The following is a 25,507-nucleotide window of genomic DNA, read 5'->3' as shown; positions in this document are numbered from 1 at the left end:
GTCATCACAAACAGGCGCTGATTTTGACCGTCTGAGCGGCAAAAGTAAATTTTATGCCCGCTTTAGCCAAATCAAGGCGGTAAGTTTCTGTAAAGCTATCGTGCACTGGCGCGTTACAGGCTACCATCGTAGGCTTTATAACGCCCGATCCACAGAAGAGGTAATAATGGACCAACAGGAAACGAACCTGGTTGAGGTTCGTGGCGTCAGTTTTTCACGCGGCGATCGTGCGATTTTCGACGATATTTCGCTGACGGTGCCGAAGGGAAAAGTCACGGCCATTATGGGACCGTCGGGCATTGGTAAAACCACGCTGCTGCGTCTGATCGGCGGCCAGCTGCAACCCGATCGCGGCGAGATCTGGTTTCGCGGCGAAAACATCCCCCGACTGTCGCGCGCGAAACTCTACGAGACGCGCAAAAAAATGAGCATGCTGTTTCAGTCGGGCGCGCTTTTTACCGATCTGACTGTTTATGAAAACGTCGCCTGGCCGCTGCGGGAGCACACCCGGCTGCCTGCGGCGCTGCTGCACAGCACGGTGATGATGAAGCTGGAGGCGGTCGGCTTACGCGGCGCGGCGCAGCTGAAGCCGGCGGAGCTCTCCGGCGGTATGGCGCGGCGCGCGGCGCTGGCGCGCGCCATCGCGCTCGAGCCGGAGCTGATCATGTTCGATGAGCCTTTCGTCGGCCAGGATCCCATCACTATGGGTGTGCTGGTGAAGCTGATCGATGAGCTGAACCATTCGCTGGGCCTCACCTGCATCGTGGTGTCGCACGATGTGCCGGAAGTACTCAGCATCGCCGACAGAGCGTATATTGTGGCCGGGCAAAAAATCATTGCTCAGGGCAGCACGCCGCAGCTGCGGGAAAACCCCGATCCGCGCGTGCGTCAGTTTTTGGATGGGATTGCGGACGGCCCTGTTCCGTTCCGGTTTGCCGCCGGAGACTATCTTGCCGATCTTACCGGCTCAGGGAGAGTGTAAACTCATGTTGTTAAAGGCGCTGGCGTCAACAGGACGTCGCGGAATCAATACCTGCTCCACCTTCGGGCGGGCAGGGTTAATGCTGTTTCACGCGCTGGTAGGCAAACCTGCCTTTCGAAAACACGCGCCGCTGCTGATCAGGCAACTCTACAGCGTCGGCGTCCTGTCGCTGTTGATTATCGTGGTCTCCGGGCTGTTTATCGGCATGGTGCTGGGGCTGCAAGGCTATCTGGTGCTGACCACCTATAGCGCGGAAACCAGTCTCGGCATGCTGGTGGCGCTGTCGCTGCTGCGCGAGCTGGGACCGGTGGTAACGGCGCTGCTGTTTGCCGGGCGCGCCGGATCGGCGCTGACGGCGGAGATCGGGCTGATGAAGGCGACCGAACAGCTCTCCAGCATGGAGATGATGGCGGTGGATCCGCTACGCCGCGTGGTGTCGCCGCGTTTCTGGGCGGGCTTTATCAGCATGCCGCTGCTGGCGCTGATCTTTACCGCCGTCGGCATCGCGGGCGGCGCGCTGGTCGGCGTGAGCTGGAAAGGCATCGATCCCGGCTTCTTCTGGTCGGCGATGCAAAACGCGGTCGATTTTCGCACCGACGTGATCAACTGCCTGATTAAAAGCGCCGTTTTTGCCGTGACGGTCACCTGGATCGCCCTGTTTAACGGTTACGACGCGATTCCGACCTCTGAAGGGATCAGCCGCGCGACGACGCGCACCGTGGTGCACGCCTCGCTGGCGGTGCTCGGTCTGGATTTTGTGCTGACAGCACTGATGTTTGGGAACTAATGCAATGCAAAGCAAAAAAAGCGAAATTTGGGTTGGCGTGTTTATGCTGCTGGCGCTGGTGGCGATGCTGTTTCTCTGCCTGCGCGTGGCGGATCTTAAGTCGCTCGGCACGCAGCCGACCTGGCAGCTCTATGCCACCTTCGATAATATTGGCGGCCTGAAAGTCAGCTCGCCGGTGAAGATCGGCGGCGTGGTAATTGGCCGCGTCACCGATATCTCTCTCGAACCGAAAACCCTGCTGCCGCGCGTAACGATGGCGATCAGCGACGAGTACGCCGATAAAATTTCCGACACCAGTTCGCTGGCGATCCGCACGCAGGGCTTACTCGGCGAGCAATTTTTAGCGTTGAATCTAGGCTTTGACGATCCCGAGCTGGGCTCGGCGATGTTGAAAGACGGCGACACGCTCCGCGATACCAAGTCGGCTATCGTGCTGGAAGACCTGATCGGTCAGTTCCTGTATAAGAGCGGCGGCGACAACAAAGACGGCACGAATAACAAGGATCCGCAGGGTGCCGACAGCGCGCCTGCGGCCCCGGCCCAACCCTGAGAGGTAAAAAACGATGTTCAAACGTTTCCTGATGATTGCCATGCTGGCGGTCGCGCCGCTGGCTGCGGCGAACGCCGCCGATCAAACTAATCCCTATAAGCTGATGGACGAAGCGGCGGCGAAAACCTTTACGCGCCTGAAAAACGAGCAGCCGAAAATCAAGCAGAACCCTAACTATCTGCGCGACGTGGTGCGCCAGGAGCTGCTGCCCTATGTGCAGATCAAGTACGCCGGCGCCTTAGTGCTGGGCCGCTACTACCGTGAAGCGACGCCGGCGCAGCGCGAGGCCTATTTCAGCGCCTTTGGCGACTACCTGGCGCAGGCTTACGGTCAGGCGCTGGCGCTCTATCACGGCCAGACCTACCAGATCCAGCCTGAACAGCCGCTGGGCGACGCGAAAATCGTCGCGATTCGCGTCACCATCGTCGATCCCAACGGCCGTCCGCCGGTTCGCCTCGATTTCCAGTGGCGCAAGAACAGCCAGAGCGGCAACTGGCAGGCCTATGACATGGTGGCGGAAGGCGTCAGCATGATCACCACCAAACAGAACGAGTGGAGCGATCTGCTGCGCACCAAAGGCATCGACGGCCTGACCGCCCAGCTTAAAACCTACGCGGCACAGCCGATTACGCTGGATAAACAGTAACGATGCATGAGTCATTACGCTGGCAGCGTGACGCCAGCACGCTGTCGCTGTACGGCGAACTGAACCGCGATACGCTGCTGGCGCTCTGGCAGCAGCGCGAGACGCTAATCGACAAGGCGGAGATTATCGACGTCTCTGGCCTGGCGCGCGTCGATTCCGCCGGTCTGGCGCTGCTGGTGCACCTGCGGGAAATCGCGCGTGCGCAGGGCGTTACGCCGCGCTTTAGCGGCATCAGCGAGAAATTGCAGTCGCTGATCACCCTCTACAATCTGCAGCAGATTATTGTTTCTGCGGATAAAAGCGCCTGATTGTTTTTCGCATCCGTTAAGCCCCTGTTTTCCGCAGGGGCTTTTGCATGTTTAAGAGTCCGGCGCTTTCCTCTAAGATGTCACCCTTTATTATTCCAAATGAAGTAATGAGCAATGGAAAACAGTGAAATTCAGGCCGTGCTGATGAAGGCACTGCCGCTGGACGAAGTCCACGTAATGAGCAACGACGGCAGCCACTTTCAGGTGATCGCCGTGGGTGAAATGTTTGGCGAGCTGAGCCGCGTGAAAAAACAGCAGGCTGTTTATGCGCCGCTGATGGAATATATCGCCGACAACCGCATTCATGCCGTCTCTATCAAAACCTACACCCCTGCTGAATGGGCGCGCGACCGTAAACTCAACGGTTTTTAAGCCCGCCTCAGGGGCGCTCGCCGCTGGCGAGCCCCATCCGTCTTTAGCTAATTGAGAGCCGTGTTAATGGACAAATTTCGTGTGCAAGGCCCCACCCGTTTAAGCGGTGAAGTGACCATTTCCGGGGCGAAAAACGCCGCGCTGCCGATTCTGTTTGCTGCGTTGCTGGCCGAAGAGCCGGTCGAGATCCAGAACGTGCCGAAGCTGCGTGATATCGATACCACGATGAAGCTGCTGAGCCAGCTGGGTGCGAAGGTCGAGCGCAACGGCTCCGTACACGTCGACGCCAGCCAGGTCGACATCTTCTGCGCGCCGTACGATCTGGTGAAAACCATGCGCGCTTCTATCTGGGCGCTGGGGCCGCTGGTGGCGCGCTTTGGGCAGGGACAGGTTTCGCTGCCGGGCGGCTGCGCCATCGGCGCGCGTCCGGTGGATCTACATATTGCGGGCCTGGAGCAGCTGGGCGCGGAGATCAAGCTGGAAGAGGGCTACGTCAAAGCCTCTGTCGACGGTCGTCTGAAAGGCGCGCATATCGTGATGGATAAAGTGAGCGTCGGCGCGACGGTCACCATCATGAGCGCGGCGACGCTGGCCACCGGCGTCACCATCATCGAGAACGCGGCGCGCGAGCCGGAGATTGTCGATACCGCCAACTTCCTGATCGCGCTCGGCGCGAAGATCAGCGGCGCAGGCAGCGACAAAATCACTATCGAAGGCGTTGAGCGTCTGGGCGGCGGCGTCTATCGCGTGCTGCCGGACCGTATCGAAACCGGCACCTTCCTGGTGGCGGCGGCGATCTCAGGCGGCAAAGTGCTGTGCCGCAATACCCAGCCGGACACGCTGGACGCCGTGCTGGCGAAGCTGCGCGACGCGGGCGCCGATATCGAAACCGGCGACGACTGGATCAGCCTGGATATGCACGGCAAGCGTCCGAAGGCGGTCAACGTGCGCACCGCGCCGCATCCTGGCTTCCCGACGGACATGCAGGCGCAGTTCACGCTGCTCAACCTGGTTGCCGAAGGCACGGGCGTGATCACCGAAACTATTTTCGAAAACCGTTTTATGCACATCCCGGAGCTGATCCGTATGGGCGCGCATGCGGAGATCGAGAGCAACACCGCGATTTGTCACGGCGTGGAAACGCTTTCTGGCGCGCAGGTGATGGCGACCGATTTACGCGCGTCAGCGAGCCTGGTGCTGGCGGGCTGCATCGCGGAAGGCACGACGCTGGTGGACCGCATCTATCATATCGATCGCGGCTATGAGCATATCGAAGACAAGCTGAAGGCGATGGGCGCGCAGATTGAGCGCGTCAGCGGCGAATAAGCGTCGACGTTAAGCCGTTAACATGAAACCAGCCGCTTTTGCGCGGCTGGTTTTTTTTCGCCTGGTAGAGACTCAGACGCTGGCGGGATCCTGCTCGATCGTTTCCGGCTTCGCCAGCGATCGAATGCGCTTTTTACGATCCAGCAGCCGATGCGTGTGTGGATCGTAGTAGCGGCTTGGCCAGATCTCGGCGGGGTGGACGTCGATCGCGTCGGCGATAATCCACTCGCCTTTCGGCCACGGACGTGAAAGGGCGTTAGCCAGCGTCGAGGAGCTTAATCCCGCCTGGCGCGACAGCGCCGCCAGCGTCGTGCCGCGTCTGCGCAGCGCGGCGATCACATCGGCGGGATGCCAGTCTTCAATCCTTTTTTGCATATCGCATTCTCCTTGTTCCTGGGGTGAAATGTTTCCCTTGCAGCCGGGAACCTTGCTGGTTTCTCTTATCTGGAAACTTATGGAAATTTATAACAGAAAGTTTCCATCTGCTTCCAGTAATTTTTGGCTCAGCCAGGAGAAGTGCGCGCCACTACGCAAAAGCGCGGCAACAGATAAGAGACATTTCGGGAAAAAGTGAAGCGGGCAGGGAAAAGCGGAGCTGCGCAGGGCGCTCCGCCTGGGGATCAGAAGTCGCGCTGCACCGACATATGCGCCAGCGATTCGAGCGCGCTGCGCCAGGGCGATTCCGGCAGGGCGCTGAGGGCGGCGATCGCTTTGTCCGCTTCCTGCTCGGCGCGCTTGCGCGTCCACTCCAGCGAGCCGCACTGCTGCATCGCGGCAAGTACCGGCTCAAGCAGGTGACGGCCGTTGCCCTGTTCGATCGCTTCGCGGATCATTTTCGTCTGCTCCGGCGTGCCGTTGTGCATCGCATGCAGCAGCGGCAGCGTCGGTTTGCCTTCGCTCAGGTCGTCGCCGGTATTTTTGCCTAGCGTGGTGCCGTCGGCGCTGTAGTCGAGCAGATCGTCAATCAGCTGGAACGCGGTGCCGAGAAAGCGCCCGTAATCCTGCATCGCTTTTTCCTGCGCCGGCGTTGCCTCCGCGAGAATGGCGGAAGCCTGCGACGCCGCCTCGAACAGACGCGCGGTTTTGCTGTAAATCACCCGCATGTAGTTCTCTTCGGTGATGTCGGGATCGTTAACGTTCATCAGCTGCAGCACTTCGCCTTCGGCGATCACGTTCACCGCTTCCGACATCAGCGCCAGGATGCGCAGCGAGCCCATGCTGGTCATCATCTGGAACGCGCGGGTGTAGATAAAATCGCCGACCAGCACGCTGGCTGCGTTGCCGAACGCCGCGTTCGCCGTCGCTTTGCCGCGACGCATATCGGATTCATCCACCACGTCGTCATGCAGCAGCGTGGCGGTGTGGATAAATTCGATCAGCGCCGCGTTCGTCACGTGCAGGTCGCCCTGATAGCCCAGCGCGCGCGCAGAGAGCACGGCGATCATCGGACGGATGCGTTTGCCGCCGCCGCTGATAATGTAATAGCCAAGCTGATTGATCAGCGAGACCTCGGAATTCAGCTGGTCGAGGATGGTCTGGTTGACGGCCGCCATATCCTGCGCGGTTAATTCATTAATTTGTTCTAAGTTCATTCGTCTGTTCAGCTTTGACTCGTTTCAACGGCTTATGGTACGTGCTTTAACCAGCCTGAGTTCAGGTAATCTGTTACTGATTGTACTTGAATTTTCCGGATGAGAAACGTTTGCGATCGGCCTGTGTTTTTTTTCTGCAAGAGAGTGCAAAGTGCACTTGTCTTCTGCTGGAGATTTGCGTAGAATTCGCGCCCTATTGTGAATATTTATCGCGCCGCCTGATGAACGAAAGGCATGCGCAGAAGCGGAGTTTTATATGTACGCGGTTTTCCAAAGTGGTGGTAAACAACACCGAGTAAGCGAAGGTCAGACCGTTCGCCTGGAAAAGCTGGACATCGCAACCGGTGAAACCATTGAGTTTGACCAGGTGCTGATGATCGCAAATGGCGAAGACGTGAAAATCGGCGCGCCACTGGTTTCAGGCGGCGTGATCAAAGCTGAAATCGTTGCGCACGGTCGTGGCGAGAAAGTTAAGATCGTTAAGTTTCGTCGTCGTAAGCACTACCGTAAGCAGGCTGGCCACCGTCAGTGGTTCACTGATGTGAAAATCACTGGCATCAGCGCTTAAGAGGAGATCTGACAAATGGCACATAAAAAGGCTGGTGGCTCGACTCGTAACGGTCGTGACTCCAATGCAAAACGTCTGGGTGTAAAACGTTTCGGTGGCGAATCTGTTCTGGCAGGTAGCATCATCGTTCGTCAGCGTGGTACTAAGTTCCACGCCGGTAACAACGTAGGCTGTGGTCGTGACCACACCCTGTTCGCTACCGCAGACGGCAAAGTAAAATTCGAAGTGAAAGGTCCGAACAACCGTAAATACATCAGCATCGTTGCTGAGTAAGGTTGTCGTGACGCAGACAGCGACTGTCTGAACGCACGAATAAAAGCCCCGCAGCCATTGCGGGGCTTTTTACATTCTGCGACCTGTCGCTCTGTATTGCTGTACACTTTATGTACGCCTGATGTAAATCAGTCCTGATTTATCCGCCGCCGGTCAGCGCAGACAGACCCTGGCGGACCCGTCCGCCGCGCTGCGACAGCGTGCGGACGATTGTGTGACGGAGAAAGAAAATGAAGTTTGTTGATGAAGCGACAATCCTGGTGGTTGCCGGCGATGGCGGCAATGGCTGCGTCAGCTTCCGCCGTGAAAAATATATTCCGAAAGGCGGCCCGGACGGCGGCGACGGCGGCGACGGCGGCGACGTCTATCTGGTTGCCGACGAGAACCTGAACACCCTGATTGACTATCGCTTTGAGAAATCCTTCCGCGCCGAACGCGGGCAGAACGGCCAGAGCCGCGACTGCACCGGCAAGCGCGGTCAGGACATTATCGTCAAGGTGCCGGTTGGCACGCGCGTGATCGATCAGGGCACCGGCGAAACGCTGGGCGACATGACGCGTCACGAGCAGAAGCTGATGGTCGCCAAAGGCGGCTGGCACGGCCTGGGCAACACGCGCTTTAAATCCTCAGTCAACCGTACCCCGCGTCAGAAAACCATGGGTACGCCGGGCGAGAAGCGCGATTTGCAGCTGGAGCTGATGCTGCTGGCGGACGTCGGCATGCTCGGCCTGCCGAACGCCGGTAAATCGACCTTTATCCGCGCCGTCTCGGCCGCCAAGCCGAAAGTGGCGGACTATCCGTTTACCACCCTGGTGCCAAGCCTGGGCGTGGTGCGCATGGACAGCGAGCAGAGCTTTGTGGTCGCCGATATTCCGGGGCTGATTGAAGGCGCCGCCGACGGCGCTGGCCTCGGCATTCGCTTCCTGAAGCACCTTGAGCGCTGCCGCGTGCTGCTGCACCTTATCGACATCGCGCCGATCGACGAGTCCGATCCGGTGGAAAACGCGCGCATTATTCTCGGCGAGCTGGAGAAGTACAGCGACAAGCTGTTCAACAAGCCGCGCTGGCTGGTGTTCAATAAAATCGACGTGATCGGCGAAGAAGAAGCGCAAATTCGCGCCAAAGCGGTTGCCGAGGCGCTGGGCTGGGAAGACAAATATTACCTGATCTCCGCGGCAAGCCGTCAGGGCGTGCAGGATCTCTGCTGGGACGTGATGAGCTTCATCAACGCCAACCCGAAAGAGGCGGAAGAAGAAGAGAAGAAACCCGAAAAAGTCGAGTTCATGTGGGATGATTACCACCGTGAAGCGATGGAAAGCGTGGTGGAAGAAGAAGACGAAGAGTGGGATGACGACTGGGACGAAGATGACGACGAAGGCGTCGAAATCATCTACCAGCGTTAATGCCAGAGAAAAGGGACAGCGAAAGCTGTCCCTTTTTCATTACCCCAGCACCGCCACCGTCAGGCGCGACGAGCAGCAGAGCTGGCCGCGCGCGTTGCGGATCTCAATCTGCCACACCTGATTGCGCGAGCCGATATGCAGCGGACGGCAGATGCCGCGCACTTCGCCGCTGGAGACCGAGCGGTGGTGGCTGGCGTTGACCTCAATGCCGACCACGCTTTTGCCCTCTTCGGTGCAGAGGTAGCCGGCGATCGACCCCATCGACTCCGCCAGCACCACCGAAGCACCGCCGTGCAGCAGGCCGAAAGGCTGATGGGTGCGCGCGTCGACCGGCATCACCGCCTCCAGATAATCGTCGCCGATGGCGGTAAAGCGGATGCCGATATGCGCCACCAGCGAGTTATCGCCGATGGCGTTTAGCGCGTCGAGGTCGGTGGCGCGTTTCCAGATCGCCATCGGTCAGGCTCCCAGCGTCGCGCCGCCGTCTACCACGATATCCTGCAGCACCACATGGCTGGCGAGATCCGAGGCGAGGAACAGCACGTTATGGGCGATCTCCTGCGGCGTGGCGATTTTACGCAGCGGGATCCCCAGCTTGTACTGATCCGGGAAGCCGTCGATCATCTCCTGCTCGGCGGTTGGCGTATGCCACAGGCTGCGCTGCATCTCGGTGTCGGTCGAGCCGGGCGAGACGATGTTACAGCGCACGCCGTAGGGCGCCATTTCCAGGCCGACCGTCAGGGCGAGGCTGCGCAGCGCGGCTTTCGACGCGCCGTACGCGGACATGCCGATACGCGGCGCGTGCGCCGAGTTCGAGGCGATAGTGACGATGGCGCCCGCGCGCTGCTGGCGGAACACCGGCAGCGTCTGCTGGTACATGTTGAAGGCGCCGCCGACGTTGACCGCCAGGCAGGCCTGGAAATCCGCAACGGAAATCTCGTCGGTGGCGCCGATGCGCAAAATGCCCGCGCCGTTCACCAGCACGTCAAGGCGCGGCTGCTGCGCCAGCAGAGGCGCGCAGCGGCTTTTCACCTCTTCGGGATCGGCGACGTCCAGCGTATGGCAGGCGAAAGGGTAGGGATGGTCGTGAAAGCGCAGGTCGAAGCCCTGCACCTGCGCGCCCGCCGCGTGAAACGCCAGCGCGGTGTGGTAGCCGATGCCCTGGCCTGCGCCGGTCACCCAGACCTGCTTGCCGCTAAAGTCGAAAGCGTGGCTCATTGCGCAGGCTCCCGTGACAGCAGCGCCCACCAGCCGTCGATGGTGGGGTTTTTCGCCAGGCTGACAAAATCGATATCGCCGTGCACCTGACGCCAGCGCGCCGCCAGCGCCATCACGCGCACCGAGTCGAGGCCGTAGTCGATCAGGTTCTCATCATCTTCCGGCACGTCGTCATCTTCCAGCAGCGGCAGGATCAGCGCGCGCAGATCGTCTTTGCTGAGCGGCAGCGGCATCAGATCGGCGGTCATCACTACTTTGCCGCTGCGGCCGGCGGTGTAGGTCAGCGCCATCATATGCTCTTCGCGGCTGAAGTCGGCCAGCGCATCGGCCACCATAAAGGGCTGGATGTTGCGCATAAAGGCGTCGGTGGCGGTAGTCAGACAGCCAATGTGGGCGTACACGCCGGTGATGATCAGCTGATCGCGCCCCATCTCCTGCAGGATCGACTCCAGCGGCGAGCGCACGAAGGCGCTGTAACGCCACTTGGTCAGCACCTGATCGTCGGCGTCGGGCGCCAGCGCATCCACGATCTTCTGCTGATCGGGGTGTTTGTTCAGGCCGGATCCCCACATATCGTTCAGCAGCGCGCGATCTTCATCGCTCTGCTGGTTGGGCTGCGCGGTGTAGAACACCGGAATGCCCTGCGACTTGCAGTACGCGCGCAGGCGGGCGATGTTCTCCACCACCTGATTGACCAGCGGGCTGTTTTCGCCCCAGAAGTTAAGAAAATAGGCCTGCATATCGTGGATCAGCAGCGCGGCGCGCTGCGGCTCCAGCGTCCATTTCACCTTGTTGGCGGGCAGCTCGGCGGCGGCAGGCAGCGAGTATGAGGTCAGTTTTGGAATAGCCATAAAATCTCCGGAACAGGTCAGGCTTGCGCTTGTTGATCGGCAAGCTGTTGGCGCAAACGTTTCTTGTCTACTTTGCCGACTGGCGTCAGCGGCAGTTCATCCACGCAGGTAATGCGATCGGGCAGTTTATATTCGGCGACGCCCAGCTCGCGCAGATGGCGACGCAGCGCCACCGGTTTGATCGGCTGACGCGCGACGATAAAGGCACAGCTCTTTTCGCCCATCAGCTCGTCGTGCATCGACACCAGCGCCGCATGGATCACCTCGGGATGGCGCTGCAGCAGATTTTCGATCTCTTCCGCGGCAATCTTCTCGCCGCCGCGGTTGATCTGATCTTTTTCGCGGCCCTGCACGGTAATGTAGCCCCGCTCGTTAATCTCAATCAGATCCCCTGAGCAGTAGAACCCCTCGGCGTCGAAGCTGGCCGCGTTGTGCGCCGGGCTTTTATAGTAGCCGCGGAAGGTGTAAGGGCCGCGCGTCATCAGGCGGCCGATGGCGCCGGCTGGCAGCGGGTCGCCGTTTTCGTCCGCCACCCACACCTCATCGTCGGGCGAAATCGGACGGCCCTGGGTGGTAAGGATGGTTTTTTCGTCGTCGTCGAAGCGAGTGTAGTTCACCAGCCCTTCCGCCATGCCGAACACCTGCTGCAGCTGGCAGCCGATTTCGCGCTGAATGCGCGCCGCCAGGGTTTCGCCCAGCTTCGCGCCGCCGACCTGCATGCGCTGCAGCGACGTCAGCGCCTGATTGCTGCCCCACTCATTAATCGCCTGCAGCCAGAGGCTGACGGCGGGCGGCACCAGGCCGGTGTCGGTCACGCGATGCTTTTCAATCAGCGGGAAACAGTTCGTCGCGCTGGGATCCTCCGCCAGAATCACCTGGCCGCCCGCATAAAAGACGCCGAGCGCGCCAGGGGAACTCATGGCGAAGTTATGCGGCGCGGGCAGGGCGATAAGATAGCGCGTGTCGGCGCTGACCGCGCAAATCTCGTCGCTGGCGCGAATGCTGTAGTAGTAGTCGTTATGGGTGCGCGGGATCAGCTTAGGCGTGCCGGTGCTGCCGCCGGAGAGCTGGAAAAACGCCACTTCGTCGGCGGCGGTTGGCGTCGGCTGGAAGTCGCCCGCCGCTTCGGCCATCAGCGCCTCCAGGGTATTTTCCGGCTGGCTGTCGTTGCGCAGGATCACCTGACGCAGCGACGGGCAATCGGCGCACAGCGCGTCGATAAAGCCGTCGTCGGCGAACAGCGCATGGCGGCGATCGGCGATAAGCAGTGCAGGCTCGATCTGCGCGGCGTAGGCCTGCAGCTCGGTGCGCTGGTGGCTGAACAGCGCATAGACCGAGGCGACGCCCAGCTTAAACAGCGCAAAGACGGTGACGTAGAAATCAGCGACGTTGCCCAGCTGCACCAGCGCGGTGTCGCCGTTTTTCAGCCCGCGGCGCCGCAGCGCCGCAGCCAGGTTGTCGCTGCGCTGCGCCAGCTGACGGTAGCTCAGCTGCAGATCGCCTTCGATAACGGCGATGGCGTCGCTCTGTTGATGACGCGCGAGGATATCGGTCATCGGCACATCCAGCCAGTAGCCTTTCTCGCGGTAGCGCGCCGCCAGATCGTCTGGCCAGCGGTGATAGGGGATCGACATGGTATTTCCTTTATTGCAGTCCAAAAGCGCGCAGCATGGTGTCGAGTTTGACACCGGTCTCGCGCCATTCTGATTCCGGTTGCGAATCCGCCACAATGCCCGCGCCGGCAAACAGGCGCACCCGCGCGCCGTGCACGGTGCCGCAGCGGATGGTCACGACCCATTCGCCGTTGCCCTGTTCGTCGCACCAGCCGACAATGCCGCCGAACAGCTGGCGCTCAAACGGCTCCAGCGTCTGGATCAGCTGCTGGGCGCGCTGGTGCGGAAAGCCGCTCAGCGCCGGGGTCGGATGCAGCAAACAGGCGAGCGACAGCGCATTCTCACGCTCGTCGCGCGCTTCGCCGTCGATCTGCGTCGCCAGATGCCACAGCGTGGCGGTGTTGAGCAGCGAGGGCGTGGCGGGCACCGAAAGCAGGCGGCTGCGCGGCTGCAGCACATCGCGCATCGCGTCGGTCACCAGCTTGTGCTCGTGACGATCTTTCGTTGACTGCATCAGGGCGTCGCCAGCGGCTTTGTCGCGCTGCGCGTCGGCGTCGCGTCGCGCGGAGCCGGCGAGCGGGCAGGAGCTGAAATCGCCTCCCTGCTTGCGCAGCATCAGTTCCGGGCTGGCGCCAACCAGCGAGCCGCCCTGTGGCAGCGGCAGATGGAAGTGATACGTATTAGGGTTTTGCGCCACGATGCGCTGCATCAGCGCGGCAATATCCACCGGCTGTTCGGTGACGATATCCATCAGGCGCGACAGCACCGCTTTATCCAGCTCGCCGCGCTGCGTGGCGGCGACGGCCTGCGCCACCATCGCGGTAAAGACGTCATGCTCCGGCACGGCGGCGCGACGACGCACCTGCGGCAGCGGCGCCTGCGCGGCTGGCAGCGCAGCCTGCAGATCGGCGCGGTTAAAGGTTTGATGCGATTCAGGGATAAACAGCGCAGCGGGCTGCGTCACGTCGAACGGGATGGCGCCGACCAGGATCGGCTGGGCGATGCCCTCTTTTTTCGCCGCCGCGAAGTGACGCCGCAGCTGCTGTTGAAACTCGCCGTCCAGCGCGTCGCCATCGGTCACCGGGGTGGTGACGGTGGTGTAGCAGCCTTGCGTAGCGATACTGCGCCACGGTGATGTGAAGATAAATCCCCGACAGAGCGCGGAGAAATCCTGGAGCAGGGGATTTCCAAACGTCAACGTTTCCACCATAATTTTCACCTATAAATGATAAGATAACTAATAATGATTATCATTTGTATTGTGGCCCTGTAACCTACGTTGATTACGCTGGAGTGTCAATAAATTCGCGGCGTTCAGCGCACGCGTCAGGCGTGATTAGGAAAATTTACGGGGCGATCTCTTACAGCAAAAGGTGGACGGAATCTTATGATTAAGCGGAGTTTTCTGACGGTTGCCGCGCTGGCGCTCGTCACGCTGCTGGCCAACCCTGACGCGCGCGCCGAGGGCGGCTGGCCGCGCACGCTGCACAGCGCCAGCGGCAGCGTTACGCTGCAGCAGGCGCCGCAGCGCATCGTCTCGACCAGCGTGACCCTGACCGGTTCGCTGCTGGCGATTGACGCGCCGGTGATCGCCAGCGGCGCAACCGCGCCAGGCAGCCGACTGGCAGACGAGCAGGGCTTTTTCCGCCAGTGGGGCGACGTCGCGAAGCGCAAACAGCTCAAGCGCCTCTATATCGGCGAGCCGAGCGCCGAAGCGGTGGCCGCCGAAGCGCCCGATCTGATTATCGTCAGCGCCACCGGCAACGACTCCGCCATCAAGCTGGTGGATCAGCTTTCGGCCATCGCGCCGACGCTGGTGGTGAACTATGACGATAAAAGCTGGCAGCAGCTGGTGACGCTGCTCGGCGAGGCGACCGGGCATGAGGCGGACGCGGCGGCGCGCGTGAAGGCGTTTGACGCGCAGGAAGCGGCGCTGAAGCAGAAAATCGCGCTGCCGCCGCAGCCGGTCTCCGCTATGGTGTTTAACGGCGGCGGCCGCGCGGTGAACCTCTGGACCAGCGAATCGGCGCAGGGCAAGCTGCTGGAGCAGCTCGGCTTTACGCTCGCCGTGCCGCCTGCGGGCCTGCAGCAGACCCACAGCATGGGCCAGCGCAAAGATATTATTCAGCTCTCCGGCGAGAATGTCGCCAGCGGCCTGAACGGCAAGACGTTCCTGCTGTTCGCCGCCGAGGATCAGACTGCGCAGCAGCTGATGCAGAACCCCTTCCTGGCGCAGACTGCGGCGGTGAAGCAGCAGCAGGTTTATGCGCTGGGCGCAGATACGTTCCGGCTCGACTACTACAGCGCCACGCATCTGCTGACGCGTCTGGAACAGCTGTTCGTTAAATCATAACGCCTCTTCCGCCAGCGCCGGTGCTGGCGGCTGATAGCGGCGTAGCCGCGCCATCGCTATCCACATCACCCCGCCCAGCAGCGCCGCGCCGAAGCCGAACAGCGCGGCGGCCTGCTGCGGCAGCAGCCAGGAACCCATTGCGCCAATCATCGCCGCGCCGATCGCATCGCCGGTGACGTTCTGCGCCGTCCACAGGCTGTTGATGCGGCCCAGCAGCGCATCGGGCGTCAGCGACTGGATCAACTGATACTGCACCAGGCTGTTTACCGCGCTGAAGTAGCCGAACGCCGCCAGGCACGCCAGCCCGAGCGCGAACTGCGGCATCAGGCTGAACAGCCCAAGCGCGAGAAAAGCGGCGATGGCGCTGCCTAAAATCAGCCGGCCGGGCTGCGGCGAGTTCGCCAGCCGTCCGCTAGTCAGCGCGCCCAGCGCCGCGCCGAGCGGCACGGCGGCGTACATCAGGCCGAGTTCGTTGAGGCTGACCTGCCAGTGCGGTGCCAGCGCCGGATAGAGCACGCGCACCGCGCTCGCCAGCGTCACCAGCGCGCCGATCAGCGCCGCCATGCCGACCAGCGGTGCGGTAAACAGAAACTGCACGCCGCTGGCGAGCGCCCGCAGCGGATGCTCGCGCGGCTGAGGCGGCGGCGGCATCAGCGGCAGCCGCAGCAGGGTTAACACGGTAAGCAGCGTGCCGAAGGCGGCGAGGCCGTAGTTCCACGCCGCGCCGCCGTGCGCCAGCACCAGACCGCCGACCGCGGGCGAGAGAATGGCGCCGAAGCGCACCGTCAGCATGGTGATGGCGCCCGCCTGCATCAGGTTTTCCCGTCCCACCAGCGCCGGCGTGGCCGCCAGCAGCGCGGTGACGCCAATTGCGCCGAAAAAGCCGTCCCACAGGCCGAGCAGGAAAACCGCGGCGACCGATGGGGTCGGCAGAGAGGCGTTGATCGCCAGCGCTACGAAGCCAAGGCTGCAGGTGGAGCGCGCAATCAGGATCAGGCGCTTGCGCTCATAGCGATCCGCCAGCACGCCGCCGGTGAGCAGCCCGACAAACATGCCCGCGCCCGCCAGGGTAACGGCCAGCCCGACCAGCGCGGGCGAGCGGGTCAGCTGCTGGATCTGCACCGGAACGGCGATCGCCAGCATGCCGAGTGCGACGATAGAGATAAAGCGGGCGATAAAGACGGCGCGAAAAGCGGGATGGGTCTTCAACAGGCTGAGATCGATCAGATGGGAGGGTTTGTTCATTTGTTCGCCTTTTGCTGCGGTTTTCCTCGTTATGGTCGAGGCGAATCATGGTAACATACAAAAATACGAGTAATAACGATAATAAGTATCATTATCAAATTGACGCGCCAGCGGCGTCAGTGAACAGTGAAGGTTCGGAACGTTATGCGCCAACTCACCGCAATAGCCGCCTCAGGGATGCTGCTGTTGCTCTTGATCGCGCTCAGCCTGATGCTCGGCGCCAAATCGATCCCCATTCATACTCTCTCTCTTGCTCTGACCAGCCACTGCGACAGCGCCGACTGCGTTATCCTGCGCGAAGCGCGTCTGCCGCGCACCCTCGCCGGCCTGCTGGCGGGCTGCGCGCTGGGACTGGCGGGCGCGCTGATGCAGAGCCTGACGCGCAATCCGCTTGCCGATCCCGGCATTCTCGGCGTCAACGCGGGCGCTGGCTTCGCCGTGGTGTTGGGTATCGCGCTGTTCGGCGCGGATTCGCCCGCTGACTGGCTCGGCTTCGCCTTCGGCGGCGCGCTGCTGGCGTCGCTGCTGGTGGCGCTGACCGGCGCGCTGGGCGGCGGCCGGGTCAATCCGGTGCGGCTGACGCTGGCGGGCGTGGCGCTGGGCGCGGTGCTGGAAGGGCTGACCTCCGGGCTCTCTCTGCTTAATCCTGATATTTACGATCATCTGCGCTTCTGGCACAGCGGCTCGCTCGATATCCGCAGCTTTGCCGTGCTGCGCGCCACCTGGCCGGCGGTGGCAGTCGGCGCGCTGATCGCGCTGCTGCTGTCGCGCGCGCTTAACAGCCTGAGCATGGGCGGCGATCTGGCAACGGCGCTCGGCACGCGCGTGGCGCGCACCCAGCTGCTGGGGCTGCTGGCTATCGCCCTGTTAAGCGGTGCCGCCACCGCCGCCGTTGGTCCCATCGCGTTTGTCGGGCTGATGACGCCCCATCTGGCGCGCTGGCTGTGGGGCAACGATCACCGCTGGATGCTGCCGGGCACGCTGCTGATCACCCCTTGCCTGCTACTGGCGGCCGATATTCTGGGGCGGGTGATGGTGCCCGGCGAGCTGCGCGTGTCGGTGGTCACCGCGCTGCTCGGCGCGCCGATGCTGATTGTGCTGGTGCGTCGCAAACTGGGGAGAGGGCAGATATGAGCCGGGCGACGATGCAGGCCATCTGGCTGCTGGCGGCCTGCGCGCTGCTGGCGTTTTTCGGCGTGACGCGCGGCGCGCTGCCGGTTTCGGGCGCGCAGCTGTGGCAGTTATTCACCGGCGAGGCGGCGCGCAACGTGCAGCTGATCGTGCTGGAGTGGCGGCTGCCGCGCGTGGCGATGGCGCTGCTGATTGGCGCGGCGCTGGGCGTCAGCGGCGCGATTTTTCAGTCGCTGCTGCGCAACCCGCTCGGCAGTCCCGATATTCTCGGCTTTAATACCGGCGCCTACAGCGGCGTGCTGGTGGCGCTGGTGCTGTTTCATCAGAACAGCGAAATCGTGACGCTGGCGGCGCTGCTGGGCGGCGTGCTCACCGCGGGCGTGGTTTACCTGTTTGCCTGGCGCAACGGCGTAGAGACCTTTCGGCTGATTATCGTCGGCATTAGCGTGCGCGCGCTGCTGATGGCGCTCAACGGCTGGCTGATTATCAGCGCCTCGCTGGAGGCGGCGCTCAGCGCGGGGCTATGGAGCGCCGGCTCGCTGAACGGCATCACCTGGGCAAAAGCGGTGCCGGTGATCGCGGTGCTGCTGGCGGCGCTGCTGCTTACCGCGCTGCTGGCGCGACGTATGCGGCTGATGGAGATGGGCGACGACACCGCCTGCGCGCTGGGCGTGCCGGTGGAGCGCAGTCGCCTGTGGCTGATGCTGATCGGCGTGGTGCTGACCGCCGCCTCGACCGCGCTGGCCGGGCCGATTTCGTTCGTCGCGCTGCTGGCGCCGCAGATCGCCCGTCGCCTGTGCGGCGGCATCAAAGGCGCGCTGCCGCTGGCGGCGCTGTGCGGCGCGCTGCTGCTGCTGGCGGCGGACTACGCGGCGCAGCATCTTTTCCTGCCTTACCAGCTGCCGGTCGGCGTGATTACCGTCAGCCTCGGCGGCCTATATCTGATTGCTCTACTGGTTCGGGAGGCGCGACGCCAATGAGAGAGAAGAGTGCACGCCTGCAGGGCGACGCGCTGACGCTGGGCTACGAGAAAAAAATCGTGGCGGAGGCGCTGTCGGTGACCATTCCAGACGGCGAACTGACGGTGATTATCGGCCCCAACGCCTGCGGCAAGTCGACGCTGCTGCGCGCGCTGAGCCGGCTGGCGCCGCCGCTGAAAGGGCAGGTGCTGCTCGACGGCGAGGCGATTTCGCGTCTCTCCACCAAAGAGGTGGCGCGGCGTCTCGGGCTGCTGCCGCAAAGTTCGCAGGCGCCGTCGGGCATCAGCGTCAGCGAGCTGGTGGCGCGCGGCCGCTATCCGCATCAGCCGCTGTTTGGCCGCTGGCGCGATGAGGATGAGGCGGCGGTGCAGCAGGCGATGCAGGCGACCGGCGTGGCGGATATCGCCGCGCAGCCGGTGGATCAGCTTTCCGGCGGTCAGCGCCAGCGCGTCTGGATCGCCATGGTGCTGGCACAGCAGACGCCGCTGCTGCTGCTGGACGAGCCCACCACCTGGCTCGATATCACCCACCAGATCGAGCTGCTGGAGCTGATGCAGGATCTCAATCAGCAGCATCACCGCACGCTGGTGGTGGTGCTGCACGATCTGAATCAGGCGTGCCGCTACGCCACCCACCTGATTGCGATGCGCAGCGGCCAGATTGTCGCCGAGGGCAGGCCGTCCGAGATCGTCACGCCGGAATTGATTGAGGCGGTCTACGGGCTGCGCTGCATTATCGTCGAGGATCCGGTGGCGCATACGCCGATGATTGTGCCGCTGGGACGCGGGCGCAACTGAGGAGCTAGTGCGTATAAAGGAGCGGGTCGTCGGGTCCGAAGAGCAACGCGTTCCGTGCCCACCCCTTTCAGACCTCTACGCGCTGCATTAGCGTCAGTTGCGACGGCGCAGATTTGATGAACAAGCGCAGCGATTCGCTGATCGGCAAAGAGAGACATCATAAAGGCAACCAGGAGCACTCGAGTAGATACAATGTTGATACAGGTTTGATTGCAGAGTAGACTCTCTTCGACAACAGAAGTGGCTGCAGCAGACGAAGAAGCAGCGGCAACTTGTTAAACCGGAGTACTAAAGATGCGACAGACAATCAAACGTTGGGGCAATAGCCCAGCGGTGCGCATTCCCGCACACATGATGGCCTTGATGAACATGGACATAAACGAAGAAGTCGAGGTCACTGTTCAGACGGATTCTAATAACGTGCAGTGTCTGGTCATTCAACCCGTGCGCCAGGTCACGCTCGAGATGCTCATGAGCCAGGTAACCCCTGAAAACATTCATGGCGAAACAGACTTCGGAGACCCACAAGGCCAGGAGGTTTGGTAATGCAATCTGTTCCTGACGCCGGCGATATTCTCTGGCTCGATTTCACTCCTCAGGCCGGGCATGAGCAAGCTGGCCGCAGGCCGGCGCTGGTCATGAGCCCGGCGATTTACAACCGCATTGGCATGATGGTTTGCGTTCCGCTCACTACCAGGATCAAAGGTAACCCGTTTGAAGTGCCCATCGCCGGCGCACCCGCAAATGTTGCCCTGGCGGACCAGGTTCGTAACCTCGACTGGAAAGCGCGCAACGCGGCGCCGAAGGGCCGCGCTACCCCGCAAGAGCTTGAAGCGGTCCGCGTTAAAGCACGTCTGCTGATCGGCTGATTCACCGCAGCCTCCCCAGGGTGTGGGTGACCACGCCAAAGCACAGCGTCTCACCTCCCTGCGGCTCCTTAGCCTACATCGCCAACTGATGCCCCGGCATATCCATATCTTCCAGACATGGCACCGGATGTGTATTCAGGACGTCAGTCAAATCTTGCCAGCAATTGCTGCAATTGCGGCCCGATCTGCTCGAACATGCGCGGCGAGATAATCTCGACGTGGGCGCACGCCAGCGGCCGCACCTCCAGCTCGCCGACATAGGGCGCCCAGGCGCGGCGCGCGTCCTGTCCCGGCTGCTGCGTCTCGGTGGCGAGGAACAGCGTGGCGCGGCCGCTGAAGCGCGCGCTGCGCGCCGTCGCCAGCAGCCGAACCGAGCTGGCGTAGTTGGCCTCGATCGCATCGAACATCGCCTCCAGCCCTTCGCCCGCCTGCTGACGCTGCGCGGCGACAAACTGCTCGCGCTCGCGGTTTACCTCCTCCAGCACCGCCGGATCGAGCTGATTCTTGCCGCGCTTCTCGTCCCAGTTCTGCGTTTCCGGCGGCCAGGTGTCGAGCAGGCCGAGGAATGCTACCTCTTCACCCAGCGCCTCCAGCCGCGCAGCGATGCCCTGCGCCAGGGTGCCGCCCAGCGAATAGCCGAGGAAATAGTAGGGGCCGTGCGGCTGCTGCTGGCGCAGCGTGGCGAGATGCGCGTCGCACACCTCATCAAGATGCGCCGCCTGACTGAGCGGGCCGCTGGCGTCGGGTGACTGAATGCCGATAATGGACCAGCGCGCGTCGAGATAGCGCTGCAGAATGCTGAACTGCCAGGCGAAGCCCGACGCCGGATGGAAGCAGAACAGCGTCGGCCCGCTGCCGCGACGCAGCGGCAGCACCGGCTCGAAGCCGGCGGTTTGCGCCGCCTGCGCATCGCTCAGCAGCGCCGCCAGCTTCTCTACCGTCGAGGCGACCATGATCTGACCGACGGAAACCGGCTGCTTCAGCGCGCGCCGCAGCTGCGCCGCCAGCCGCATCGCCAGCAGCGAGTGGCCGCCGAGGGCGAAGAAATCCTCCTGCGCGCCGACGCTGTCGCGTTCCAGCAGCGCGGCGAAGGCATCTGCCAGGTGCGTCTCCAGACCCGGCAGCGGCGCGCGGCTCGCGTCGCCCGCGCGGCTTTGCGGCAGCGGCAGCGCTTTGCGGTCCAGCTTGCCGTTGCTGCTGAGCGGCAGCGCCTCCAGCGCGACGATCGCCACCGGCACCATATGCGCGGGCAGCTGCTGCGCCAGCGCGGCGCGCATCGCCTCGGCGTCGATAGGCCGATCCGCCACCACATAGCCGACCAGCTGACGCGCGTCGCCCTGCTGCGCGCCGGCATTGCCCAGCACCACCGCATGGGTTACCGCCTGCTGCACGCCCGGCAGCGCCGCCAGCGCATGGTCGATTTCGTTCAGCTCGATACGCTGGCCGCGGATTTTCAGCTGATCGTCGCTGCGGCCCAGATATTCCACCGCGCCGTTCGCCAGCCAGCGCGCCACGTCGCCGGTGCGGTACATGCGCGTGCCGTTGCCGTAGGGATCGGCGACAAAACGGCTGGCGGTAAGGTCAGGGCGATCGAGATAGCCGTGCGCCAGCTGCACGCCGGTGAGATAGAGATCGCCCGCGACGCCTGGCGGAACCGGCTGCAGACGCGCGTCGAGGATGCGCAGGCCGGTGTTCCAGACCGGGAAGCCGATCGGCACGCTGGCGCCTTCCACAGCCGCCAGCTCCGGGCCGAAGGCGGGATAATAGCTGACGTCCACCGCCGCTTCGGTCGGGCCGTAGAGATTATGCAGCGGCGTCTGCGTCAGCACCTCCCACTGGCGCGACAGATCCGCCGGCAACGCCTCGCCGCTGCAGAAGACGCGACGCAGGCTGGCGCAGCGCGCCACCGCCTCCCTGTCCTGCAGCGAGGCGACAAACGCCGCCAGCATCGAGGGAACAAAGTGGGTAGTGGTGACGCGATAGCGCGCAAAAAGCTGCTGTAGCGCGTCGGGATCGCGGTGCGCCTCCGGCGGCGCCATCACCAGCTGCGCGCCCGTCAGCAGCGGCCAGAAAAATTCCCACACTGAGACGTCGAAGCTGCTGGGGGTCTTCTGTAACACCACATCTGTGGCGTCGAGCGGATAGCTCGCCTGCATCCACAGCAGGCGGTTGACGATTGCCTCATGGCCGACCAGCACGCCTTTCGGCCGACCGGTCGAGCCGGAGGTATAAATGATATAGGCGCCATCCTGCGGGCGCGGCGCCTGGCTCAGCGCGCGTTCCGCCGCCGCAGGCAGCAGCGCGTCATAGAACAGCGGCTCGACCGGCGCCAGCGCGGCAAAGCGCGTCGCCAGCTCGCGGCAGGTGATCAGGGTTTTCGGCGCGGCGTCCTCCAGCATCATCTGCAGGCGATCGTCGGGATAGCCGGTATCGAGCGGCAGATAGGCCGCGCCAACGCTGACGATCGCCTGCAGCGCCAGCGAAAGAAAGACCGCGCGCGGCAGCGCCACGGCGACGATATCGCCGCGCTGCACGCCGCTGGCAATCAGCTGCTGCGCCAGCGCCTCGACCTGCTGACGCATCTCGCGGTAGCTGAGCTGATGGCGATCGTCCGCCAGCGCGGGGGCGTCCGGCGTGCGCTGCGCCTGCGCCTGCAGCAGGCTGCTCAGCGTGGCCGCCGGCAGCGCCTTAGCGGTCTGGTTGATCGCAGCCAGCTGCAGATGCTCCGCCTCGGTCAGCAGATCCAGTTCGCCGCAGGGGCGATCCGGCTGCGCCGCCAGCTGCCGCAGCAGCAGATCGAAACGGCTGGCGTGCCGCGCCAGCGTCTCTCGCTGATAGCGCTCAGCGTTGGCCAGCAGCTCCAGCGTTAGCTCGCCCTGTTCGCTGATATAGATGGCGATCTCGAGGTCGCGCACCGGCCCCGACGCCAGTTGGTGCGTGATGCCCTCCACGCCGTTAAAGTCGAGCTGATAGTCGAACATCTTCAGGTTGATCACCGGGCCGTAGAGCGGATCGCCGTCGCCGAGGCGGCCTGCGTCGCGCTGCACCTGCTCGGCGTCGAAGCGCTGATGACGGCGCATCTTTTTCACCTCGGCGGCCAGCTGCTGCGCCAGCGCGCTGAGCGGCTGGTCGGGACGGTAGCGCACCGCCATCGGCAGCACGTTAATCACCGGTCCGGTGGCGCAGAGCGCCGCCGAGCCGATGCGGCGCATAAAAATAAAGCCGGCGGCGAAATCGTTCTGGCCGCTGAGGCGCGCCAGCCAGAGCGCTACCAGCGCAAAGGCGGCGTCGGCCGCGCTGACCGCCATCTGCTGCGCCAGCGTCTGGAAAAGATCACGGTCCAGCGAAACGCTGTGGCGCAGCAGCGCGGTGCTGGCGGGCTGTCCGGCCAGCGGCAGCGGCGAAAGCGAGGCGGGCGGCGGCAGCTGCGCACTCTTTTCGCGCCAGAAGTCGCGGTCCCGCTGCCAGCTCGGCGACGCCTGATAGCGCTGATACTCCTCTACCACCTCGCTAAATGGGGTAAACGGCGTCGGTTCCGGCGTCTCGCCGCGCAGCCACGCGCTGTAAATATTGGCGATGCGGCGCGTCAGGGCGGTGAAGCTGAAGCCGTCCACCACCAGGTGATGATAGCGCTGATACCAGAACCAGCGCTGCTCGCCGAGGCGCATCAGCTGGTGATGCCAGAGCGGCGCGCCGCTCAGCACGCGCAGATCGCCGGACATATCGGCGCGCATACGCGCGCGCGCCGCGGCGTCGGGATCGGCCTCCTGACGCAGATCGACGATCTCAGGCAGCGTAAAACGCTGCGGCGCCAGCCACTGCACCGCTTCGCCCTCGTGCTCGCCGAACGCCATATTCAGCGTATCAGCCTCCTGCATCCCGGCGACGATCGCCTTGCTCAGCAGCGCGCCGTCCAGCACGCCGCGCAGCTCGACAAAGTGGGCAACCGCGTAGGCGTTGGTCTGCTGCGACAGCTGATCGGCCATCCAGATGCCGGGCTGCGCCGCCACCAGCGGCAATATTTTCTGATCGGTATCAAGGGAATTCATCAGCATCTCAGACATGGTCGCTCCGGTTCGCGGTGGAATGAGCCGGGCGAATATCGCGCCAGTTCGCATTGAGCCAGCTCAGGCACGCCGTCTGCGGCTGCGGGCCGAAGACGCTGCGCCAGCCGGCGGGCAGGGCGCGAAACGCGGGCCAGAGGCTGTACTGCTGCTGCGCATTCTGCAGCACGAAACAATCCTGCTGCGGATCGTCGAAGGGATTAGGTTGCATATCGGTCTCCTGCCCGCAACAGTCGGGCTAGCCAGGCGATTTAAAGAAGATGTTGCCACATTGCTTTCAGTCCGTTGAGCAGGCCGCCGCGCCAGCAGAGCGCGTCGTGACCGCCGTCGACCGGATGGAAAATGACCTGATGTCCTGCGGCGGACAGGTCCTGTTGGAGTTGTTGGTTTGCTTTAAAAATCAGGTGTTCGCGGTGTCCCGCCTCCAGATAGAAACGCGACGACGCGTGACAGTAGTCGCCCTGTTGCAGCTGCTGGATCAGCCTGCCGTTGGGCTCGCCGCGCGCAGGCCACCAGAACGAGCCGGAAAGGCTGATGGCGCCGCCGAACGTCTGCGGCCAGTTGAGCACGGCGTACGTCGACGCCAGCCCGCCAAAGCTCTGGCCGCTGACCAGCGTCTCGGCGGCGCTGACGCGGTGCGGCGCCCAGCCCTGCAGCTGCGGCAGCAGCTCCTCCTGCAGCGCCAGCCAGAAGTCGGGATTACAGGGCAGCTCGCGGCTGCGGTGTTCGCGATCGATGATATCGATCATCACGTAGACCGCCGGCGGCAGTTCGCCGGCGTCGGTGAGCTGCTGTAGCGGCCAGGCGATCGGCATGCTATTGGCCCAGAACTGGCCGTCCAGCAGCAGCGCCAGCGGACGCTCGCTCGGCTGCACCTCGCCGGTGGCGTAGATCCAGACCGAGCGGCGATTGCCGAGGCGCGCGCTCTGCCAGATATGGTGCTGAAGCGGCAGCGTCGGCGCGCGACCGCTGTCGACTGCTTCCCAGACGCGCTGATCGGGCGCGTCGGGCAGGTGCAGCGGCGACACGCGCATGCCGCGTCCGCCTGACCAGCCGCGCAGCGGATTAAGCGGATCCTGTTGCGCGGTGGGGAATTTCTGGCTCCACCAGGCGCGCAGCGTCGCCATATCCGCTTCGCCGTCGAAGTCGACAGGATCGCTGTCAGGCATCAGGCAATAGCTGCCGCGCCAGCTGGCGGGCAGCCGGGTGCGCCAGAACCAGACGTCGGTGCCGGGGATATGATCGAAGCTTTGAGGCGCGGCGCGCTGATGATGATCGGTAACGCCGGTGATATTGATCCAGACGCGGCGGGTGGACGAGGTGGTTTCGCTTCCCTGCGGATCGCGCCAGAAGAAGGTGACGTCGCATGCGCCGTCGCGGGCGGGTTCAATCAGGGGCAGGCCCTGCTGCTGTAAAGTCTGCCACCAGGCGTCACTGCCGGTTTCATTCGTTAACCACGTCATAAATGCACTATTTACTGGACCCGATGCGCGCAGCGTTGCGCAGATGTTATGAATAATACTATTGATAATTATTTGCATTTGCAATAGGGTGTTTCCCGCTCCGACACCAGGAGCGC

Annotated in this window: 27 protein-coding genes; 16 read left to right on the top strand and 11 right to left on the bottom strand. The window is 63.1% G+C overall.

Annotated elements, in window-relative coordinates; genetic code table 11:
- The first annotated feature begins 166 nt into the window (after window positions 1–166).
- The 7 genes from mlaF (at window position 167) to murA (ending at window position 4,971) form a co-directional block, all read left to right on the top strand.
- Window positions 167–982 (top strand): phospholipid ABC transporter ATP-binding protein MlaF, encoded by an 816-nt coding sequence (gene mlaF, locus B2J69_RS04920; protein ID WP_081136950.1) that lies wholly within the window; start codon window positions 167–169, stop codon window positions 980–982.
- Between the two features lie 4 nt (window positions 983–986).
- Window positions 987–1,769 carry a lipid asymmetry maintenance ABC transporter permease subunit MlaE gene (mlaE, locus tag B2J69_RS04915; RefSeq protein WP_081136948.1) on the top strand — a complete coding sequence of 261 codons (783 nt, stop codon included), beginning with the start codon at window positions 987–989 and terminating at the stop codon, window positions 1,767–1,769.
- Window positions 1,770–1,773: 4 nt separating this feature from the next.
- Window positions 1,774–2,319, top strand: a complete 546-nt coding sequence (mlaD, locus tag B2J69_RS04910; RefSeq protein WP_081136946.1) for an outer membrane lipid asymmetry maintenance protein MlaD — start codon at window positions 1,774–1,776, stop codon at window positions 2,317–2,319.
- 13 nt (window positions 2,320–2,332) lie between these two features.
- Window positions 2,333–2,965: a phospholipid-binding protein MlaC gene (mlaC, locus tag B2J69_RS04905; protein WP_081136944.1), complete on the top strand. Its 633-nt coding sequence runs from the start codon at window positions 2,333–2,335 to the stop codon at window positions 2,963–2,965.
- Window positions 2,966–2,967: 2 nt separating this feature from the next.
- A complete protein-coding gene (mlaB, locus tag B2J69_RS04900) occupies window positions 2,968–3,273 on the top strand; it encodes a lipid asymmetry maintenance protein MlaB (RefSeq protein ID WP_081136942.1) in 306 nt (101 codons plus the stop codon).
- A gap of 114 nt (window positions 3,274–3,387) precedes the next feature.
- Complete coding sequence (gene ibaG / locus B2J69_RS04895) at window positions 3,388–3,645, top strand: BolA family iron metabolism protein IbaG (RefSeq protein ID WP_033749277.1); 258 nt, start codon at window positions 3,388–3,390, stop codon at window positions 3,643–3,645.
- A 66-nt stretch (window positions 3,646–3,711) separates the two neighbouring features.
- Complete coding sequence (gene murA, locus B2J69_RS04890) at window positions 3,712–4,971, top strand: UDP-N-acetylglucosamine 1-carboxyvinyltransferase (protein WP_081136940.1); 1,260 nt, start codon at window positions 3,712–3,714, stop codon at window positions 4,969–4,971.
- A 72-nt stretch (window positions 4,972–5,043) separates the two neighbouring features.
- Here murA and B2J69_RS04885 read toward each other — a convergent pair whose 3' ends face one another.
- Together B2J69_RS04885 and ispB are read right to left on the bottom strand one after the other, a co-directional pair.
- On the bottom strand, window positions 5,044–5,346 hold the full coding sequence (locus tag B2J69_RS04885) for a helix-turn-helix domain-containing protein (protein WP_081136938.1): 303 nt from the start codon (window positions 5,344–5,346) through the stop codon (window positions 5,044–5,046).
- Window positions 5,347–5,591: 245 nt separating this feature from the next.
- A complete protein-coding gene (gene ispB / locus B2J69_RS04880; RefSeq protein ID WP_081136935.1) occupies window positions 5,592–6,563 on the bottom strand; it encodes an octaprenyl diphosphate synthase in 972 nt (323 codons plus the stop codon).
- A 256-nt stretch (window positions 6,564–6,819) separates the two neighbouring features.
- On the opposite strand from ispB, the gene rplU reads away from it, so the two are divergent.
- The 3 genes from rplU to cgtA all read left to right on the top strand — a co-directional run bounded on the left by rplU (window position 6,820) and on the right by cgtA (window position 8,807).
- Window positions 6,820–7,131, top strand: a complete 312-nt coding sequence (rplU, locus tag B2J69_RS04875) for a 50S ribosomal protein L21 (RefSeq protein WP_033749281.1) — start codon at window positions 6,820–6,822, stop codon at window positions 7,129–7,131.
- A gap of 15 nt (window positions 7,132–7,146) precedes the next feature.
- Complete coding sequence (gene rpmA / locus B2J69_RS04870) at window positions 7,147–7,404, top strand: 50S ribosomal protein L27 (RefSeq protein ID WP_006121751.1); 258 nt, start codon at window positions 7,147–7,149, stop codon at window positions 7,402–7,404.
- Window positions 7,405–7,634: 230 nt separating this feature from the next.
- Entirely contained in the window at window positions 7,635–8,807 is a 1,173-nt protein-coding gene (cgtA, locus tag B2J69_RS04865) for an Obg family GTPase CgtA (RefSeq protein WP_081136932.1), read from the top strand.
- A 39-nt stretch (window positions 8,808–8,846) separates the two neighbouring features.
- Here the strand turns inward: cgtA and B2J69_RS04860 are convergent, their stop codons facing one another.
- Genes B2J69_RS04860 through B2J69_RS04840 form a run of 5 tightly spaced genes read right to left on the bottom strand, consistent with a single transcriptional unit; the run spans window position 8,847 to window position 13,699 of the window.
- Window positions 8,847–9,263 carry a hotdog fold thioesterase gene (locus tag B2J69_RS04860; RefSeq protein ID WP_081136930.1) on the bottom strand — a complete coding sequence of 139 codons (417 nt, stop codon included), beginning with the start codon at window positions 9,261–9,263 and terminating at the stop codon, window positions 8,847–8,849.
- 3 nt (window positions 9,264–9,266) lie between these two features.
- A complete protein-coding gene (gene dhbA, locus B2J69_RS04855; RefSeq protein WP_081136928.1) occupies window positions 9,267–10,025 on the bottom strand; it encodes a 2,3-dihydro-2,3-dihydroxybenzoate dehydrogenase in 759 nt (252 codons plus the stop codon).
- Complete coding sequence (locus tag B2J69_RS04850; protein ID WP_081136926.1) at window positions 10,022–10,876, bottom strand: isochorismatase; 855 nt, start codon at window positions 10,874–10,876, stop codon at window positions 10,022–10,024. The genes dhbA and B2J69_RS04850 overlap by 4 nt, the downstream gene beginning before the upstream one ends.
- 17 nt (window positions 10,877–10,893) lie before the next feature.
- Entirely contained in the window at window positions 10,894–12,510 is a 1,617-nt protein-coding gene (locus B2J69_RS04845) for a (2,3-dihydroxybenzoyl)adenylate synthase (RefSeq protein WP_081136924.1), read from the bottom strand.
- A gap of 10 nt (window positions 12,511–12,520) precedes the next feature.
- Window positions 12,521–13,699: an isochorismate synthase gene (locus tag B2J69_RS04840; protein WP_081136922.1), complete on the bottom strand. Its 1,179-nt coding sequence runs from the start codon at window positions 13,697–13,699 to the stop codon at window positions 12,521–12,523.
- 177 nt (window positions 13,700–13,876) lie between these two features.
- On the opposite strand from B2J69_RS04840, the gene fepB reads away from it, so the two are divergent.
- Window positions 13,877–14,842: a Fe2+-enterobactin ABC transporter substrate-binding protein gene (gene fepB, locus B2J69_RS04835; protein WP_081136920.1), complete on the top strand. Its 966-nt coding sequence runs from the start codon at window positions 13,877–13,879 to the stop codon at window positions 14,840–14,842.
- Here fepB and entS read toward each other — a convergent pair.
- Window positions 14,837–16,087: an enterobactin transporter EntS gene (gene entS / locus B2J69_RS04830; protein WP_081136918.1), complete on the bottom strand. Its 1,251-nt coding sequence runs from the start codon at window positions 16,085–16,087 to the stop codon at window positions 14,837–14,839. The two genes, fepB and entS, sit on opposite strands and share 6 nt — an antisense overlap.
- 144 nt (window positions 16,088–16,231) lie before the next feature.
- Here entS and fepD point away from each other — a divergent pair, with 144 nt between their 5' ends.
- From fepD to mazF, 5 genes are all read left to right on the top strand, one after another.
- Complete coding sequence (gene fepD, locus B2J69_RS04825; protein ID WP_081136916.1) at window positions 16,232–17,221, top strand: Fe(3+)-siderophore ABC transporter permease; 990 nt, start codon at window positions 16,232–16,234, stop codon at window positions 17,219–17,221.
- Window positions 17,218–18,198, top strand: coding sequence for an iron-enterobactin ABC transporter permease (gene fepG, locus B2J69_RS04820; RefSeq protein WP_081136914.1), 981 nt, complete (start codon window positions 17,218–17,220; stop codon window positions 18,196–18,198). Before fepD ends, fepG begins: the two co-directional genes overlap by 4 nt.
- A complete protein-coding gene (locus B2J69_RS04815) occupies window positions 18,195–18,995 on the top strand; it encodes an ATP-binding cassette domain-containing protein (RefSeq protein ID WP_081136912.1) in 801 nt (266 codons plus the stop codon). Before fepG ends, B2J69_RS04815 begins: the two co-directional genes overlap by 4 nt.
- Window positions 18,996–19,289: 294 nt before the next feature.
- Window positions 19,290–19,541 (top strand): AbrB/MazE/SpoVT family DNA-binding domain-containing protein, encoded by a 252-nt coding sequence (locus tag B2J69_RS04810; protein WP_081136910.1) that lies wholly within the window; start codon window positions 19,290–19,292, stop codon window positions 19,539–19,541.
- On the top strand, window positions 19,541–19,864 hold the full coding sequence (mazF, locus tag B2J69_RS04805; RefSeq protein ID WP_081136908.1) for an endoribonuclease MazF: 324 nt from the start codon (window positions 19,541–19,543) through the stop codon (window positions 19,862–19,864). Before B2J69_RS04810 ends, mazF begins: the two co-directional genes overlap by 1 nt.
- 143 nt (window positions 19,865–20,007) lie before the next feature.
- Here the strand turns inward: mazF and B2J69_RS04800 are convergent, their stop codons facing one another.
- Genes B2J69_RS04800 through fes form a run of 3 tightly spaced genes read right to left on the bottom strand, consistent with a single transcriptional unit; the run spans window position 20,008 to window position 25,391 of the window.
- A complete protein-coding gene (locus tag B2J69_RS04800; RefSeq protein ID WP_081136906.1) occupies window positions 20,008–23,928 on the bottom strand; it encodes an enterobactin synthase subunit F in 3,921 nt (1,306 codons plus the stop codon).
- Window positions 23,921–24,139 carry an MbtH family protein gene (locus tag B2J69_RS04795; RefSeq protein ID WP_081136904.1) on the bottom strand — a complete coding sequence of 73 codons (219 nt, stop codon included), beginning with the start codon at window positions 24,137–24,139 and terminating at the stop codon, window positions 23,921–23,923. The genes B2J69_RS04800 and B2J69_RS04795 overlap by 8 nt, the downstream gene beginning before the upstream one ends.
- A gap of 40 nt (window positions 24,140–24,179) precedes the next feature.
- Window positions 24,180–25,391 carry an enterochelin esterase gene (gene fes / locus B2J69_RS04790; protein ID WP_081136902.1) on the bottom strand — a complete coding sequence of 404 codons (1,212 nt, stop codon included), beginning with the start codon at window positions 25,389–25,391 and terminating at the stop codon, window positions 24,180–24,182.
- Window positions 25,392–25,507: the final 116 nt, after the last annotated feature.

This window comes from Pantoea latae (genome assembly GCF_002077695.1).
Taxonomy (GTDB): Bacteria; Pseudomonadota; Gammaproteobacteria; order Enterobacterales; family Enterobacteriaceae; genus Pantoea; species Pantoea latae.
This window is presented reverse-complemented; position numbering and strand designations above follow the sequence as displayed.

Excerpts from the sequence above, each read along its gene's own strand:
- mlaF (WP_081136950.1), top strand. The coding sequence starts at position 167 with ATGGACCAACAGGAAACGAACCTGGTTGAGGTTCGTGGCGTCAGTTTT.
- mlaE (WP_081136948.1), top strand. The coding sequence starts at position 987 with ATGTTGTTAAAGGCGCTGGCGTCAACAGGACGTCGCGGAATCAATACC.
- mlaD (WP_081136946.1), top strand. The coding sequence starts at position 1,774 with ATGCAAAGCAAAAAAAGCGAAATTTGGGTTGGCGTGTTTATGCTGCTG.
- mlaC (WP_081136944.1), top strand. The coding sequence starts at position 2,333 with ATGTTCAAACGTTTCCTGATGATTGCCATGCTGGCGGTCGCGCCGCTG.
- mlaB (WP_081136942.1), top strand. The coding sequence starts at position 2,968 with ATGCATGAGTCATTACGCTGGCAGCGTGACGCCAGCACGCTGTCGCTG.
- ibaG (WP_033749277.1), top strand. The coding sequence starts at position 3,388 with ATGGAAAACAGTGAAATTCAGGCCGTGCTGATGAAGGCACTGCCGCTG.
- murA (WP_081136940.1), top strand. The coding sequence starts at position 3,712 with ATGGACAAATTTCGTGTGCAAGGCCCCACCCGTTTAAGCGGTGAAGTG.
- B2J69_RS04885 (WP_081136938.1), bottom strand. The coding sequence starts at position 5,346 with ATGCAAAAAAGGATTGAAGACTGGCATCCCGCCGATGTGATCGCCGCG.
- ispB (WP_081136935.1), bottom strand. The coding sequence starts at position 6,563 with ATGAACTTAGAACAAATTAATGAATTAACCGCGCAGGATATGGCGGCC.
- rplU (WP_033749281.1), top strand. The coding sequence starts at position 6,820 with ATGTACGCGGTTTTCCAAAGTGGTGGTAAACAACACCGAGTAAGCGAA.
- rpmA (WP_006121751.1), top strand. The coding sequence starts at position 7,147 with ATGGCACATAAAAAGGCTGGTGGCTCGACTCGTAACGGTCGTGACTCC.
- cgtA (WP_081136932.1), top strand. The coding sequence starts at position 7,635 with ATGAAGTTTGTTGATGAAGCGACAATCCTGGTGGTTGCCGGCGATGGC.
- B2J69_RS04860 (WP_081136930.1), bottom strand. The coding sequence starts at position 9,263 with ATGGCGATCTGGAAACGCGCCACCGACCTCGACGCGCTAAACGCCATC.
- dhbA (WP_081136928.1), bottom strand. The coding sequence starts at position 10,025 with ATGAGCCACGCTTTCGACTTTAGCGGCAAGCAGGTCTGGGTGACCGGC.
- B2J69_RS04850 (WP_081136926.1), bottom strand. The coding sequence starts at position 10,876 with ATGGCTATTCCAAAACTGACCTCATACTCGCTGCCTGCCGCCGCCGAG.
- B2J69_RS04845 (WP_081136924.1), bottom strand. The coding sequence starts at position 12,510 with ATGTCGATCCCCTATCACCGCTGGCCAGACGATCTGGCGGCGCGCTAC.
- B2J69_RS04840 (WP_081136922.1), bottom strand. The coding sequence starts at position 13,699 with ATGGTGGAAACGTTGACGTTTGGAAATCCCCTGCTCCAGGATTTCTCC.
- fepB (WP_081136920.1), top strand. The coding sequence starts at position 13,877 with ATGATTAAGCGGAGTTTTCTGACGGTTGCCGCGCTGGCGCTCGTCACG.
- entS (WP_081136918.1), bottom strand. The coding sequence starts at position 16,087 with ATGAACAAACCCTCCCATCTGATCGATCTCAGCCTGTTGAAGACCCAT.
- fepD (WP_081136916.1), top strand. The coding sequence starts at position 16,232 with ATGCGCCAACTCACCGCAATAGCCGCCTCAGGGATGCTGCTGTTGCTC.
- fepG (WP_081136914.1), top strand. The coding sequence starts at position 17,218 with ATGAGCCGGGCGACGATGCAGGCCATCTGGCTGCTGGCGGCCTGCGCG.
- B2J69_RS04815 (WP_081136912.1), top strand. The coding sequence starts at position 18,195 with ATGAGAGAGAAGAGTGCACGCCTGCAGGGCGACGCGCTGACGCTGGGC.
- B2J69_RS04810 (WP_081136910.1), top strand. The coding sequence starts at position 19,290 with ATGCGACAGACAATCAAACGTTGGGGCAATAGCCCAGCGGTGCGCATT.
- mazF (WP_081136908.1), top strand. The coding sequence starts at position 19,541 with ATGCAATCTGTTCCTGACGCCGGCGATATTCTCTGGCTCGATTTCACT.
- B2J69_RS04800 (WP_081136906.1), bottom strand. The coding sequence starts at position 23,928 with ATGTCTGAGATGCTGATGAATTCCCTTGATACCGATCAGAAAATATTG.
- B2J69_RS04795 (WP_081136904.1), bottom strand. The coding sequence starts at position 24,139 with ATGCAACCTAATCCCTTCGACGATCCGCAGCAGGATTGTTTCGTGCTG.
- fes (WP_081136902.1), bottom strand. The coding sequence starts at position 25,391 with ATGACGTGGTTAACGAATGAAACCGGCAGTGACGCCTGGTGGCAGACT.